This window comes from Schaalia turicensis ACS-279-V-Col4 (assembly GCF_000296505.1).
GTDB lineage: Bacteria > Actinomycetota > Actinomycetes > Actinomycetales > Actinomycetaceae > Pauljensenia > Pauljensenia turicensis_A.
The window spans coordinates 33142-48955 of the sequence record NZ_JH815210.1; the positions used below are offsets into that span (position 1 = coordinate 33142).

General features: G+C 57.1%; 11 protein-coding genes. 2 read left to right on the plus strand and 9 right to left on the minus strand.

Features of this window, described 5'->3' with window-relative positions; translation table 11 throughout:
- Window positions 1-14: 14 nt before the first annotated feature.
- Window positions 15-2489: a DNA gyrase/topoisomerase IV subunit A gene (locus HMPREF9241_RS06970; RefSeq protein ID WP_006681580.1), complete on the plus strand. Its 2475-nt coding sequence runs from the start codon at window positions 15-17 to the stop codon at window positions 2487-2489.
- 47 nt (window positions 2490-2536) lie between these two features.
- Here HMPREF9241_RS06970 and HMPREF9241_RS06975 read toward each other — a convergent pair whose 3' ends face one another.
- The 3 genes from HMPREF9241_RS06975 to HMPREF9241_RS06985 form a co-directional block, all read right to left on the minus strand.
- Window positions 2537-3577 (minus strand): GNAT family protein, encoded by a 1041-nt coding sequence (locus HMPREF9241_RS06975; RefSeq protein WP_006681581.1) that lies wholly within the window; start codon window positions 3575-3577, stop codon window positions 2537-2539.
- Window positions 3578-3660: 83 nt separating this feature from the next.
- The gene (locus HMPREF9241_RS06980) at window positions 3661-4599 is read right to left on the minus strand and encodes a GNAT family N-acetyltransferase (RefSeq protein ID WP_006681582.1); all 939 of its coding nucleotides are present in this window, start codon (window positions 4597-4599) and stop codon (window positions 3661-3663) included.
- Between the two features lie 216 nt (window positions 4600-4815).
- Window positions 4816-6918, minus strand: a complete 2103-nt coding sequence (locus tag HMPREF9241_RS06985) for a DNA gyrase/topoisomerase IV subunit B (RefSeq protein ID WP_006681583.1) — start codon at window positions 6916-6918, stop codon at window positions 4816-4818.
- 172 nt (window positions 6919-7090) lie between these two features.
- Between HMPREF9241_RS06985 and HMPREF9241_RS06990 the strand changes: the two genes are divergently transcribed.
- Window positions 7091-7312: a DUF7455 domain-containing protein gene (locus tag HMPREF9241_RS06990; RefSeq protein ID WP_006681584.1), complete on the plus strand. Its 222-nt coding sequence runs from the start codon at window positions 7091-7093 to the stop codon at window positions 7310-7312.
- Window positions 7313-7456: 144 nt separating this feature from the next.
- Here the strand turns inward: HMPREF9241_RS06990 and smc are convergent, their stop codons facing one another.
- From smc to HMPREF9241_RS07020, 6 genes are all read right to left on the minus strand, one after another.
- Entirely contained in the window at window positions 7457-10972 is a 3516-nt protein-coding gene (smc, locus tag HMPREF9241_RS06995) for a chromosome segregation protein SMC (protein WP_006681585.1), read from the minus strand.
- A 123-nt stretch (window positions 10973-11095) separates the two neighbouring features.
- Window positions 11096-11548, minus strand: a complete 453-nt coding sequence (ndk, locus tag HMPREF9241_RS07000) for a nucleoside-diphosphate kinase (protein WP_006681586.1) — start codon at window positions 11546-11548, stop codon at window positions 11096-11098.
- A gap of 120 nt (window positions 11549-11668) precedes the next feature.
- Window positions 11669-12370, minus strand: coding sequence for a dihydroxyacetone kinase phosphoryl donor subunit DhaM (dhaM, locus tag HMPREF9241_RS07005; RefSeq protein ID WP_040318674.1), 702 nt, complete (start codon window positions 12368-12370; stop codon window positions 11669-11671).
- Window positions 12367-12999 carry a dihydroxyacetone kinase subunit DhaL gene (dhaL, locus tag HMPREF9241_RS07010; protein WP_006681588.1) on the minus strand — a complete coding sequence of 211 codons (633 nt, stop codon included), beginning with the start codon at window positions 12997-12999 and terminating at the stop codon, window positions 12367-12369. Before dhaL ends, dhaM begins: the two co-directional genes overlap by 4 nt.
- 8 nt (window positions 13000-13007) lie before the next feature.
- Window positions 13008-14000, minus strand: coding sequence for a dihydroxyacetone kinase subunit DhaK (gene dhaK / locus HMPREF9241_RS07015; RefSeq protein WP_006681589.1), 993 nt, complete (start codon window positions 13998-14000; stop codon window positions 13008-13010).
- A gap of 95 nt (window positions 14001-14095) precedes the next feature.
- Window positions 14096-15763: a bifunctional folylpolyglutamate synthase/dihydrofolate synthase gene (locus HMPREF9241_RS07020; protein ID WP_006681590.1), complete on the minus strand. Its 1668-nt coding sequence runs from the start codon at window positions 15761-15763 to the stop codon at window positions 14096-14098.
- Window positions 15764-15814 lie beyond the last annotated feature (51 nt).

Genomic DNA, 15814 nt, shown 5'->3' on the forward strand with positions numbered 1-15814 from the left:
TGATAATCGCGAATATGGCTAAGAAGGACCTCGTAGAACCACTGCCCGTTGCGGACGAAGACATCAGTGAAATCAATGTCTCCGAAGAGATGCGAACCTCCTTCTTGGAATACGCCGTCTCTGTCATCTACGCTCGCGCACTCCCAGACGCACGCGATGGCCTCAAGCCCGTGCAACGACGCATCCTGTTCCAGATGGATCAGATGGGACTTCGCCCCGACAAGGGCCACGTGAAATCCCAGCGTGTTGTCGGCGAGGTTATGGGCAAGCTTCACCCGCACGGTGACTCGGCAATTTACGAGGCTCTCGTGCGCCTCGCTCAGCCGTTCAACCTGCGTCTTCCCCTAGTCGACGGACACGGCAACTTTGGCTCTCTTGATGACGGCCCCGCAGCCGCGCGTTACACCGAAGCCCGCATGGCTCCCTCCGCGTTGGATCTTGTCACCGGTTTGGATGAAGACACGGTTGAATTCGTGCCGAACTACGACAACCAGTTCATGCAACCCGAGGTACTCCCAGCGGCATTCCCCCAGCTTCTGGTCAACGGCGCTTCCGGTATTGCTGTTGGTATGGCAACGAATATTGCCCCGCACAATCTTGCTGAAACAATCGCAGCGTCCATTCACCTGATTGAGCATCCGGATGCCACCGTCGCCGACCTGATGCGTTTCGTGCCCGGGCCTGACCTGCCTGAAGGTGGCGTCATCGTCGGACTCGATGGAATCAAAGACGCCTACGAAACTGGTCGCGGTGCTTTCAAGACTCGCGCAAAGGTCGGAGTCGAACGCGTCAGCGCACGCAAGATGGGGTTGATCGTCACCGAACTGCCCTACATGGTCGGCCCCGAAAAGGTCATCGAAAAGATCAAGGAAAACGTTAACGCCGGGCGGCTGAAGGGTATTTCGTCGGTTCAGAACCTGACTGACCGTATCCACGGCCTGCGTTTGGTCATCGAAATCAAGAACGGTTTCAACCCCGAAGCGGTCCTGCAACAGCTGTACAAGCGCACACCTCTTGAAGATTCCTTCTCGATCAACGCCGTTGCCCTCGTCAATGGTCAGCCTCGTACCCTCGGTTTGAAAGACATGCTGAGCGTATTCGTCAACCACCGTCTTGACGTGACAACGCGACGCACGAAGTTCCGTCTGGGTAAGGCTCAGGATCGCCTTCACCTGGTTGAAGGTTTGTTGATCGCAGTCCTCGATATTGATGACGTCATTGCGATTATTCGTTCGTCTTTCGACGTGGAAACCGCTCGCGAACGACTGAAGATTGCCTTCGACCTGACCGATATTCAGGCGAACTACATTCTGGAGCTCCGCCTGCGTCGCTTGACCAAGTTCTCGCGCATCGAGCTAGAGAACGAACGCGATGAACTCCACGCAACGATCGCACACCTTGAAGAGATTCTTTCCGATCCGGTGATGTTGCGAGGCCTGGTCATCTCTGAGTTGCGCGATGTTGCTCAGCGTCTGGCTACTCCCCGGCGGACTCTGCTGCTGTCGTCTGCCGGAGCCGAATCGGGGAACGAGGCGACGAGTGGCGCCGCCTTGGCTGCTACGTTGCCGGCCACATCGAAGTCCGGCAAGGGAATGGACCTGCAGATCCCTGATGACCCGTGCGTCGTTGTGCTGTCATCGAACGGTGGTCTGGCTCGAATTGAAGGCGGAGACCCGCTAGAACCGGGGCCTCGTGCCAGCCACGACGGGTGGATAGCACAATTGTCGTCGACCGCACGTTCTCAGATCGCGGTTGTTACAGCAGACGGTGTTGCTCACCGCATAGAGGTCGTGGACCTACCCGCGCTCCCCCGCTTCGATACAGGATTGTCGCTGGCCGCAGCCACGCCCGCATCTCTGCTCTTGCACACGAATTCTCCCGCGATCGGTTTGCTTGATCCCGCATCAGACCAGGTGTATGCGATGGGTACTGTCCACGGCACCGTGAAGCGCTTGAAGCCGGATGTACTTGCCCGTGACGAATGGGAAGTCATCACACTGGATGACGGTGATCGTCTAGTTGGTTTCGGACCGTGTGCCGACGACTACGATCTTGTCTTTGTTTCAACCGACGCGCAGCTTCTTCGTACGCCGGCATCGAAGGTACGACCGCAGGGTCGCACCGCCGCTGGTATGGCTGGTATGAAGCTTAACGATGGTGCCCAAGCACTCGGATTCTGGGCTCTGTCAGTATCATCAGACTCCTTCGTCGTCACCGTCGCAGCAGCTGAAGGAGCACTGCCGGGAACGGGTCAGACGACCGCTAAGGTAACTCCGCTGGAACTCTACCCGGTCAAGGGTCGCGGTGGTCAAGGCGTCCGCGCCCAGCGTTTCCTGCGCGGTGAGGATCGCATTGACTTGGCGTGGGTGGGTGACCGTCGACCTCGAGGCGCCTCAGCTGATGGCTCCCCCGTTGACTTGCCCGACGTTGACGAACGTCGCGATGGGTCAGGTACTCCCGTGGTTCTTCCAATCACCCTCATCGGCTAAGGCGCTACAACGGTTCGCGCCGGCGCGAAAGTGCCGGCGCGGCCTCGTCACACATCGATCGCGTACAAGCGCGTCTGACCCACCGTCGCAAAACCCAAATAATCGTAGACGGCAAGCGCTCTGGAATGATTCGCGCTTCCGAGCCCAGCGCCGATACGATCCATCCCATCGGCTGCCATCGCGCGCATCGACGACGTAATCAGGGCATCGACGACGCGATACGAACGCGCCTCTTCCAAGACACCCATCTGGTCGATATAGCCTTCGCGCCAACCAAGAGCAACCCAGTCCTGGACGTACTTCGAGGCAAGGAGGAAACCAACCACGCACGGACGGTCACCCCTGCGGTCCACGGCAACGAACGACCACTGCGGGACGAAAGAAGTACGTCCCATCAGCCACTGTTCACGAGTGAGGGCAGGACTACCCCACTCAATCTCGGAGAGCCGATTCGCGGCGTGACGCGCCGGTTCATCCCACTCATCCGACCAAGGTTCAATCGTCAAATAACGGCCAAGATCCGGAGTCGGAGGAATCTGGGACAGATCCGCACGAAGTTCATAGTACGAACGGGTCCAGTGGAAGCCACGCAACTGAAGCTGCTCTTCCAGCTCATTTTCACCCGCCTCGACAAGCATGGTGATCTGAGCCGGCGCATCCGTCTCCGCTGTAGCAAGCATCTGACGCGAAACTGCTTCCTGCCATTCAACCAGCGAACTGCCCAAGCCAATGCGACGGAACGACGGGTCAACGCCTCCGTCGCACAGGCACTCCACACGACCACTCTGGCGCATTGCAACGCGACCGTAAGCGACCATGCGTCCCTTCGCGATACCACGAGTCGTCATACCGGCCAGCCCACGCCAGCCTTCAGCCGACAGCATCTCTTCGACTTCGTCGACACTGGTGCGATATGGAGGATTATCCTGCGCTTCCATGCGCGCAATCAGCGTCGCCAATTCATGCAGGCGATTCATGCTGAGCTCTTCCCAGACAATCCCATGATGGGACGGCGGGAATGGCACGTCGTCGGATGCGCCTGTACGACGAGCCAGCGGGATTTCACCCGTCAACGCATTGTCAGCCATGCGCGTCCTTTCTTGTCAACACCAGATTGTGAGATATTCACGTCCCCGTATTCGCCCACGGGCACGCTAACCCGCAGGACACCTTATTGGTCAATCGAATAGAAAACCTGCGCGGGCCCGTCAAGGAAACCGAGGTGCTCGTAGATGGCATGGGCATTCGACGTATTCTTCGTATCCACATCCAATCCGATCCTGGACATTCCCGATTCAGCGGCCGCCGCCACCGCTGCACCAATCAACGCGGTTGAAAGCCCGTGCCCACGATGCGATTGATCAACGGCCAGAAGTTCCGCGTATGCCTCTGTCTTACCGGTCGCGGCCCACCGTTCAACGGGGCGTCCCACGACGAAACAGCCAGCCAGCTCACCCTGCTCAGATACTGCTCCGAACGACCAGCGAGGATCCAAATTCGAGGTAGATTCTTCCCACCAGGCCTCGTGCAAGTAGGGCAGGGTGTGCTCAGCGAAAGAACGCAAGTACAGTGCTTTCGCGCTCCCCATATCAACATCGGACCACGGAATGATCGAATAGCCGTGGCGAGGCTTCCGAGCCTTTTCAGCCCCTAGAAGCTCGCGGTACATCACTTGGAACGTAGCCTTCGCGTAGAAGCCCGCCGCAATATACAAACGACGACGATCCGTCATGTGGGCATCAACGACGTTGAAAATTGATGCGGGGACCTTCGAGTCCGCTCCGAATGTTTCGACCAGCATTTGACGGGCACGGCCATCTTGCCAGTAGAGGAGAGCTCGGCCCAATCCACGTCCACGCCAATGCGGATGAATGTAGGCGTTGACCTCGGCGGCAGCATGATCTGAGAGCGAAGTGAGGACTCGAACGGCTGCGACTGCGCAAATACGATTGTCTGAATCGATACCGACAAGCGCATCGATCCAGAAATCTTGCGTGCGACCTTCCACCATGTCGGCGATGTCGGATGCACTCATACGATGATGCATCTCATCAGCAGCCTCAACCTGACGAATCACGTCATAAACACCCGGAGCGTCGGAGGCGATCATCGAACGCCACCTCAATCCGATGTGGGTGCCCGGATACGAAACTGAGGCTGGTGGCTTCAAACGTTGCGCAAGTCCAGTCATAGATCCTAGTGTACGTGCGCATCGGGTCTTTGGTCACATACGCGGGAAGGTTCTGCGCTAGGTCTCAGCGGCCAGGTGCTCAATACACACGGTGCGAAAAGACGAGGCCCAACACGATGGGGCGACAGGGAGTTTTCAGGCGTCGATGCGCATGCGGTCGATGCCAGAGGATCCTTCGACAATGAAATCCTTACGCGGTCCCACCGTGGAACCCATCAGCAGTTCGAACACATCTTCTGCTTCGCGCAAAGCGTCTTCATCATCAAGGGTGATGCGTCGCAAGGAACGATGCGCGCGATCCATGGTGGTTTCAGCCAACTGGTCCGCGTCCATCTCACCCAGGCCCTTGTAGCGCTGGATCGGTTCTTTCCATGTCCGCCCCGCCTTACGCAGTTGAGCAAGCTTCTTGTGGAGTTCATCTTCGGAATACGTGTAAATCAGTTCGCGAGGCTTGCGTCCCTTAGCGCTCACTTCAATGCGGTGCAACGGTGGAACAGCAGCGTAAATTCGGCCAGCTTCGACCATGGGGCGCATATAGCGGAAGAACAGGGTGAGCAACAACGTGCGAATATGCGCGCCATCGACGTCAGCATCGGTCATCAAAATAACCTTGCCGTAGCGGGCGGAATCAAGATCGAAAGTTCGACCTGATCCTGCACCAATGACCTGGATAATGTTCGCGCATTCCGCGTTCGCCAGCATATCCGCTGTCGATGCCTTTTGGACGTTCAGGATCTTGCCTCGAATCGGGAAGAGCGCCTGATACTGGCTGTTGCGTGCCGCCTTTGCCGTGCCCAGTGCCGAGTCACCCTCGACGATGAACAGTTCGGTTTCTAAGACATCTTCCATTCGGCAGTCTGCGAGCTTCGCGGGCAGAGAGGATGTTTCAAGCGCATTCTTCTTACGCGAAATTTCCTTGTGAATACGCGCTGAAACACGCGCTTTCATTTCGCCGACAACCTTTTCCATCAGCGAAGACGTCTGCTGTTTGTCGTCGCGCTTTGAGGAATTAAACTTCGCATTCAGCCAGTCGGTGACAACGCGAGACACGACCGTACGGACTTGTGGTGTACCCAGGATTTCCTTGGTCTGCCCCTCAAACTGCGGTTCGGGGAAACGGACGGTGACAACGGCAGTCAGACCGGCTTGGACATCATCCTTTTCGGGACGCCCATCTTTGGTACCCACCTTCAACTTGCGCGCGTTCTTATCAATCTGCGCGCGCAACACCTTCAAGACAGCCTGCTCGAAACCGGCAACGTGTGTGCCACCCTTCGGGGTCGCAATAATGTTGACGAATGACTGCAGTGAAGTATCGTAGCCAATCCCCCATCGCAAGGCGCAATCCACCTGGCACGTGCGTTCCACTTCGGTCGCAGCGAGGTGTCCCGTTGACGGATCGAGTGCCTGAACGGTTTCGGTGAAGGTTCCTTCACCTTGAATATGCCACGTGTCAGTCACAGGACCATCGCTGGCCAGCCAGTTCGTAAAGTCAACGACGCCACCGTCGTAGCGGAATGACTCGTGAAGCTCTTCTTCTGCGCGCTCATCCCAGCAGTTGATGGTCAGGCCGGGAACAAGGAATGCGGTCTGGCGTGCACGCGCACACAAAGCTTCCCATGAGAATCCTTCGGTTGACGGGAAGATCTGAAAGTCAGCCCAGAAACGCACGCGTGTACCGGTGACATTCTTCTTTACCTTGCCAACGGTTTTCAGCTGCGAGGATTCTTCAAACGGAGTGAACGGTGAATTCGGGGTGCGTTGCTTCGAATCGTCGAATTCGCCGGGCTCACCGCGACGGAAACACATTTCCCATGTCTTTGAGCCGCGGTCAACCTGCACGTCAAGACGCGCGGACAGCGCGTTCACAACGGACGCACCCACGCCGTGCAGACCACCCGATGACGCATAGGAACCGCCACCGAACTTACCACCAGCGTGAAGCTTCGTGTACACGACCTCGACGCCTGACAAACCGACACCGGGGACCTCGTCAACCGGAATACCTCGACCGTTGTCAGCCACCGACGCAGAATAGTCAGGGTGCAGGCGCACATTGATCGTGTCGCAGTGACCTTCAAGAGCCTCGTCAACGGCATTGTCGATAATTTCCCAGAGACAGTGCATCAAACCGCGGTGGTCCGTGGAACCGATGTACATGCCGGGGCGCTTACGAACAGCTTCCAGTCCTTCAAGGACGCTGAGGTGCCGTGCCGAATAGTCAGATGAAGAAGTCACCCGCTTATCTTAAAGAATCATTGAATGAGCGCCATTTCACCTCGCCGTATTCTTCCAGATGACGCGTGTTCCACTTGCTCGCATGATGAGCACACTCGCGTACGGATTGCGCCGAGGGTGAACAATCGCTTTTGAACGCGACATTACCGACTCTTTAGTGTGTGATTGAAACATGACAACGCTTTCACTTCAGCCAGAAACCTCAACGGCCCCGGTTCTCAACGCCGCCGACCGTTGCGACAAGTGTGGCGCGAAGGCGTGGCTGCGTGCCACGATGCCATCCGGCTTCCAACTGTTCTTCTGCGCCCACCACGCGACGCAAAACCTTGACGCCCTTATGCTGTCGGGCGCCTCGATCCTCGACGAACGTCACTTCCTGAACAAGGACAACTGATCATCTGCTGTCTCGGTTCTCTTTGACCACGCCACGACTACTGAATAGACAATGGGTACGCCATCTGGCGTACCCATTGTCTTTGTTATCGCGCGGGCAGAAAACATAAAGATGCGGACACGGGTTTCTCAAACTAACACGGCATTATGAGCGCGCAAGACGCTGGGAAACAACTCCTGTCACACCATCACGCATCGAGACGCCATAGAGAGCATCGGCGATCTCCATAGTGCGTTTCTGGTGCGTGATCACGATCAGCTGAGATTCTTCACGTAGCTCTTTAAAGATTGCCAGAAGACGCGACAAGTTCACGTCGTCGAGTGCGGCTTCAACTTCGTCCATCACGTAGAACGGAGATGGACGAGCTTTAAAGATCGCGACGAGGAAAGCAATAGCTGCGAGTGAGCGTTCACCACCCGACAGCAAACTCATTCGCTTGACCTTCTTGCCGGCGGGGCGAGCTTCAATTTCAATGCCCGTGGTCAAAGGCGAATCTGGGTCGGTCAAAATCAGATCACCTGTACCGCCGGGGAACAAAACGTCAAAGGTGTGCGCGAACTGTTTCTTCGTGTCTTCAAATGCGGAAACGAATGCTTCTTCAACCAGTCGATCCACATCGGTAATGATGCTCATCAGATCGGCTTTTGATTCTTTGAGGTCTTTTACCTGTTCCATCAAGAATGCATGACGAGCAGCCAGAGCATCGTGTTCTTCCAAAGCCAGGGGGTTCACGCGCCCCAGGCGCACCAGCTCGTTTGAAGCTTTCTCAAAAGCCTTTTCTTGTTCGCTTCGAACAAAAGGCTGGCCTTCTTCGCTGACTTCTTCATCCGGGTCCGATGGGAAAACGGGTACCAGGGTATGGGGTCCGTATTCTTCAATCAAAGTGTCAGCATCGAGCGCAAGCTCTTCCATTGCTCGACGCTCAACATCACTCGCTTGCAATTCCAGTTGAGTGCGCGCAATTTCGTCACGTTGAACCTCGCCAGTAACGTCGGCTAGGCGCTTCATTTCTTCATCCACGGCCAAGCGCAGGGCACCAACGCGCTCATTTTCCTGCCGAGTTTCTTCAGCAACCGCCGTCTGGCGGGCCGAGGCGATAGCAAGTAGCTGGGCAGCCTCGTTCACTGCCTGACGCGCGTCGGCCTCAATCTCCGTTGCAGCACGCAACGCAACCTGGCGTTGAGCTTCGCGCTTCGCATAACGGCCACGCTCTTCGCGCTCTTTTGCTGCTGCCTGGCGAAGGTTTCGGGCACGCGCGCCAGCCTGCCTGGATTGTTCTTCTAATGCTCGCAATGCCAGGCGCGCTGAGGTTTCCGCTTCACGGGCTTCTTTCGCCGTTCTGGCAGCACCCTCAGCTTTATCGCGCGCTGCGTCGACGTCTTCAGAGGGACTCTCCGACAGTGTTTCGACTTTCGATCGCGCTTCTTCAACGCGTTCTTTAGCCCATTCGACATGATCCTCGGCACGTTTGAGCGCTTCTCGTCCACGGCCTACCTCAGCTTCACTGGCTGCGAGCGCGGACTGGAGTCGTGCAGTCTTTTGAGCGCGTTCAGCCTGCAGGGCGTCGTGGGCACGCAGAGCTTTCAGGGCTTCGTTCGCTCCGCGTATTGCCAGGTCCAGCGCAGTATTCGCTGCCGTGAGTTCATCAGAGAGGGCATCGCACGTGTGTTGTGCTGCCTCGGCCTTCGTAGCGGCTGCTTCGTGTTGGGCTTTGATGGCAAGTAATGAGTCGGCTGTCTGTCCGGCTGCTATAACACCTGAACGAGTCACCATTGTTCCGCTCAATGTAACGGCAACGTCCACTGTGTCGATCGCAATGCCACGTTGGGCAGCATCAAGATCGTTGGCAACTACTGCGCCACAAAGCAAGGCTGAAACGCTCGCTGCGACTTTCGGGTCTGGTGTCACGCACTCTCGCGCCCACGTCAGGCCCTCGGGTAGTTTCTGCTTGGCAGGCGCGACCTCGTCCCCATTCGCGATCATCATCCGTAACTGGCCACTATTGGACTCCTGGGCGTCGCGCGCTTGAGTGAGCGCAGAATCCAGGGAATCCATGACGACGGCGTCCGCAAATGGGCCAAGTAGCGTCGCGATCGCGTTCTCGGTTCCTTGGCGGGCGTTCACGAAATCCTGGACGGCACCCAGCACGTGGTCACGATCGAGCAGGTGAGCCGTGTCATCGTCACGCGCAAGAAGCTGGGTCAGGGCATCACGACGCGCTTCCCAGTGAGCACGATCGGCGCGAGCTTCGCGTTCAGCGGCAAGGAGGGCATCAACTTTTGCTCGTGCCTGATCACGATGGATGCCCGCCTGCGCATGCGCGCGACTCACATCGAAATCGCCACCCGATTCTTCGGGCGCGTCCTCAACGGCTTTCTTCGCTTCTTCAGCTCGCGCGAGTGCAGCTTCGAGCGCGCTACGAGCACGACCGGCTTCTGCTTCACCGGCTTCCAATCGGGCGTGAGCACTCCCAACATCACCCGTCAGGCGCGCCACTTTCTCACGATGGTCAGCGACGAGTGCGTTGACCCTGGCGAGTTCTTTGGCTGCGCGTTGATCTTCGTCTTCCGCTTGTTCCTTGGCGCGTACGAGGCTACTCAATTCACGTTGGGCTTGCTGAACACGCTGGAGAAGGTCCCCGTCCTCATTCGAAGCAGCTAATGCCCTCTGGTCCAAGACATCCGGGTCTTCACCCGTCGGTGTAGCTTCGGGGCGCGAATACTGTTTGACGCGCTCGGCAGAGATTGCGAGCGTCGTCTTCGCACGCTCATGGACGCTGGTCGCTTCCTGCCAGACTCGCGTCACGTCATTCGCATTGCGAGCGCGAGCTTCTTGATTGCGTTCGCTTTCCTCAATTGATGCCCGCAGATCCGCAATCTTGGTTTCATGCGCACGCTTCAGCTCTTCGAGACGGGTATCAATATGCGACTGACGTTCAAGCTTCTCGCGCACGTTCACAAGATCGTCGGCGAGCAAGCGAGCTTTCGCGTCTCGCACTCGTACTTGGATCAACGAGGCCTTGCGCGCCTGCTTCGCTTGGCGCGCAAGAGGACCCAACTGGCGTCGGATCTCTTCAGTCAGGTCCAGAACACGCACGAGATTCTGATCCATGTCAGCGAGCTTCTTCAGCGCACGCTCTTTACGCCGGCGATGCTTCAGCACACCGGCAGCCTCTTCAATGAACCCGCGACGATCTTCCGGGGTTGCTTGAAGGATCGAGTCGAGGCGCCCCTGCCCCACGATGACGTGCATCTGACGTCCCATGCCCGTATCGGACAGCAATTCTTGAATATCAAGCAGTCGAGCAGGTGAACCGTTAATTGCGTATTCGGAGCCCCCACCGCGGAACAGTGTCCTGGTGATCGTTACTTCCGTGTATTCGATGGGAAGAGCGCCATCTGAGTTATCGATCGTCAGATCAATCTGCGCACGTCCTAAAGCCGGACGTCCCGATGTGCCGGCGAAAATAACGTCCGACATGTTAGAGCCACGCAGGCTCTTCGCGCCCTGCTCGCCCATCACCCAGGCAAGTGCATCCACAACGTTCGACTTACCCGAACCGTTCGGACCCACGACACAGGTGATCCCGGGTTCAAGCTTCAACGTCGTCGTAGACGCGAAAGACTTAAACCCGCGTAGCGTCAGGTTCTTTAAGTGCACGGGTCAAGGATACGTGGAAACTGTGGGAAGAATAAGAAAAAGTGGCGCCTGCAGATGCAAACACCACTTTTTCATAATGTGATGCGTGCTCCTCGGACAGGTTCACGCTCATACAAGATAGTCTCAGCAACACAGTTCAGGGAACCACAGTGCGATCTCACGCTCAGCAGAAGTCGGGGAATCTGAACCGTGAACAACGTTCTCCACGTGGTTCGAACCCCAGTCGCGTCCAAGATCGCCTCGAATAGTTCCAGGAGCAGCCAAGGTCGGGTTTGTTGTGCCCATGAGAATACGCATACCCTCAATCACGCGGTCACCTTCAACCACGACGGCAACGAGCGGGCCCGAGCTCATGAAATCAACCATTCCGTTAAAAAAGTGTTGCTCACGGTGCTCCGCGTAGTGCTCTTCAAGGAGTTCCCTAGAGGCCTTCTTAATCTTCAGGCCCTTCAGGACATAGCCCTTCGCTTCGATGCGACGCAGAACCTCTCCGGTCAGACCGCGAGCAAACCCATCGGGCTTGACCAGGATCAGAGTGTGTTCCTTATTCGGGTCGAGCAGATCAGGAGTTGGCATTCGCCCTCCTTTCATTACACGTTGTTCAAGGAATCAATATCGTAACCGATGATCGCATCATCGTTCACACGACGTGGCTGTGGCGGTACTCGGATGAATATCCACCACAGCCACACCGCATCACGAAGCGTTTTCGATCATCTCTTTGAGAGCAACAATGCTCTCAGCTGCCTGCGGACCAGTAGCCCGCAGTTCAACCGTTTCGCCCTGCTTCACACCGAGAGCCATGATTTCAAGAACGGAAGCGGCATCTGTTCCATTCACAAGAATCTCGGCATCAAATGTGGCTGCAAGACGAGCCAGAAGAGCTGCCGGACGAGCATGCAGACCAACCGGATCAGCAACAACTGCCGTGTCCGTGACACCATCGGTTGGAGCTGAAGAAGTCTGGCGATCCTGATGCATAGAGTGAAGCTCGATCATTGGTCCGATCGCATTACGCGCAGCATCGGCAACGTCATTCAGGCAATCACCCAATTGAGCGCGCACCGCAGCCGCGACAGCACCCTCAACAAGCGGAGCTTCAATGAACTTCAGATGATCGGGATCGTCGGCAAAATCCAGAACCGATTCAACCGTCATCGTGGCTGAACCAAGATCTGTCAGGATCAAGACACCTGCACCATCGCCATCGCCAACCTCATCGAGGCAGGCGCTGACAGCAGCGTCAATCTTGTCGAAGGACGTACCGATCCCGCCCTCATCAGTACCACCCGCGGCTTGGAAGAAAACCTCGGGAGCCATCTGCCGGGCAAGTTCGACTACGCCACGAGCCAGAAGATCCGAATGGCTTGCGATGACAAATGCAACGCGCGCCATCATTCCACCTCAGCTGCTTCAAGCGCCTTCGCAAGGATGATCGCGGACGACACAGCACCCGGATCAAGATGTCCCTTGGAACGCTCTCCCAGGTAGGAAGCACGACCCTTGGTTGCCTGAAGAGGTTCAGTGGCAAGAGCACCCTTATGAGCGGCCTCGGAAGCAACCGCCAGAACCTGTTCAGGTGTGGCGCCAGATTCTGCAGCAGCCTTAGCTGCGTCATACGCCGGACCCCAGGCATCGACCATGGTCTTCTCGCCACGCTCTGCCTTGCCACGAGCCTGAATGCCAGCGAGAGCACCGCCGATCAGGGCAGCAACAGCTTCAGCGGTCAGAGGTTCGTCGACAGCAACCTTTGCTGCGCGCAGGAAAGCTGTTCCGTACAGAGGACCAGCAGCCCCACCGACCGTCGACATCAGAGTCTTCGCAACGATCTTCAGGCAGTCCTGAACGCTAGTCGGAGGCGTTGCTTCGAAGGCTTCCATGACTTTGCCGAACCCACGATCGAGGTTCTCACCATGATCACCGTCGCCGATCTGGCGGTCCAGATCGATCAAGTATTCACGCTGAGCACCAATCTCTACGCGAGTAAGCGCAATCCAGCGCATTGCCCATGCAGTATCTAGCGCCATCTAGTCCCTCACTTCCATGCCGGTGTTGCCACCGGCGCATCGAACAGTTCAAGCATTTCGTCATCCACACGGAGCAGGGAGACAGAAACGCCAGGCATTTCAAGGCTGGTCACGTAGTTGCCCACCATTGTGCGAGCAATCTTAATGCTGTCTGCTTCCAGCAGCTGAGCCAGTCGACGATGGCAAATGTAGAGCTCGGACGAAGGTGTGCCACCCATTCCGTTGACCAGGGTGATCACACGCTGGCCCTTTTCAAGCTTCAGGTCATCACGAACCTTGATATAGAGCTCTTCCACCAGTGCGTCAGCGGTTTCCATCTTGCCTCGACGGTAACCGGGTTCACCGTGGATACCGATACCGAGCTCGATCTCGTCTTCGCCAAGATCGAAGGAGGGGGTGCCTGCGTGAGGAACCGTGCACGGGCCAAGTGCGAGGCCCATGGAACGCATCTCGTCGTTCACACGCTGAGCGATTTCGGTGACCTTGTCAAGGTCGTCGCCACGTTCTGCAGCTGCACCGGCAAGCTTCTCAACAAAGACGGTGCCGGCAACACCACGACGGCCTGCAGTGTACAGCGAGTCTTCGACCGCGACGTCATCATTGACGACAACGGAACGGACCTCGATGTCTTCCATTTCAGCCATTTCGGCGGCGGTCTCGAAGTTGAGGACGTCGCCGGTGTAGTTCTTCACGATGTGCAGGACGCCTGCACCGTGATCGGCAGCCTTTGTGGCTTCGAGGATCGGATCCGGGGTCGGGGACGTGAAAACGGCGCCAGGAACGGCAGCATCCAGCATGCCCAGGCCGACAAAGCCTGCGTGCAACGGTTCGTGACCAGAGCCACCACCGGAAACCAGACCGACCTTGCCGTTAGCCTTCGGGGTTGCGCGGGTAACGAAATCGGGATCGAGGTGAACCTCCACCATATCCGCATGCGCCAGAGCAAACCCTTCGAGGGTTTCCTTGACGACGTTGTGGACGTCATTGACCAGCTTCTTCATCGTGCCTCCTTGCATCAAAACAGAGCGGTCATGCTCTGGGACTATGGTGCCACGACTTTTGCTACTCGACTAGCAAAAAGACGGCTCGCTGCCCCCTATGGACGAATGCCAGCAAGATCAAGCATGTGGCCTGCAAGAACGACCGAGCCAAAGACGACCACGCCGCATTTGTCTGCGGGGTCAGTGGTGGCTTCAGCAAGTGTCGCCGCACGATCGACCGCTTCGCCAAGATTGTCGCGTACTTCCACCCTGTCTTCACCAAAGACATCGATTGCAATTTCGCGCAATTGCTGGATATTCGCAGCACGTTCGCCGGGCATTTCGGTGATGACAATCGAATCCAGATGCGGTTCCATTTCGGCCAGAACGGACTCGATGTCCTTGTCTCCCATCGCCGAATAGACGCCGACAACGTGAGCGAATGCGAAGGAATCGTCAAGCGCATCGGCAAGGACGCGAGCACCTGCGGGATTATGTGCAGCGTCGACAAGAATTGTCGGGGATGTGCGCACAACCTGCAGGCGTCCCGGCGAAGTCGCCGTCATCATGCCATTTTCGACGATCTTCGCATCCAAGGCGCGACCGCCCATGAACGCTTCGACACCAACCAGAGCTGCCGCGGCGTTGTGAGCCTGATGTTCGCCAAAGAGCGGAACGAAAACGTCAGTATAGGTGGCGGAAGGAGTGCGGACAGTAACCAGCTGACCGCCAACACCCATCTGGCGATCAAGGAGCTCGAAGTCTCGGCCTTCAAGGCGGACGATCGCATCGACTTCGCGGGCGCGGTCCAATAGGACCTCTAGTGCTTCTTCGGGTTGCTCGGCGATCACGACAATCTGACCGGGCTTGATAATCCCGGCCTTTTCTTCTGCGATTTCACGGATCGTGGAGCCCAGCCACTTCGTATGATCCAGATCGATCGGCATGATCACAGAAACGCCGGCCTCAATGAGGTTCGTGGCATCCCACGTTCCACCCATGCCGACCTCGATAACGCCAGCATCGACCGGGTGATCCGCAAACGCTGCCAACGCTAGAGCAGTAAAGACCTCAAAAAACGACAGGCGTACTCCTCCGTCAGCAACCGACTTCGTGTCGACCATCTCGACGTAGGGCGCGATATCGTTCCAGGCTGCGATAAAGGCTTCGCGGGAAATTGGTATGCCTTCGATACTTATTCGCTCACGCACATCAATCAAATGCGGAGACGTAAATCGTCCGACGCGCACGCCGAACGCAGTCAGCACCGCATCGATCATGCGTGCGGTCGATGTCTTGCCGTTCGTACCCGTAATGTGCACGGTCGGGAATGTATTCTGCGGATCGCCCAGGATATCGAGCAGCATCCGGATGCGATCCAAGCTCGGCTCAATGTCGTGTTCGGGTGCGCGCTCGACGATTGATTCGTAGATCTGAGCCACCGCAGCATCCAGCTCAACCGAATCTGCAGCCTTCGCGAGAGCTTCTTCGTGTTCTGCGCGCGCTGCCTCGGCGTCGTCGGCAAAGTCTTCGTCGATATCGCCTTCCAGCTCGGCGAGAATCGAAGGATCGGGGCCAAGTAGCAAGGAGGATTCGACGAGGTTCCGCAGAGCAGTTTGCAGTTCAGCCTCTTCGGCATCTTGCCCGTGATCCGTTACGTCAGTCAATGCCACCTCATCGGGCTCGTCAGCCGCTTCAAGGTAGGGAATCAGATCCGCAGGGATTGAGCCTGCAACCGCTTCTTCCTCGCTATCGCCAAAGAATGCGGAGTGATCGTTCGACATGAGGGCCTCCAGAGCACATGTTGCCCGGCGCATCGAAAGTGCGCGCAGTTA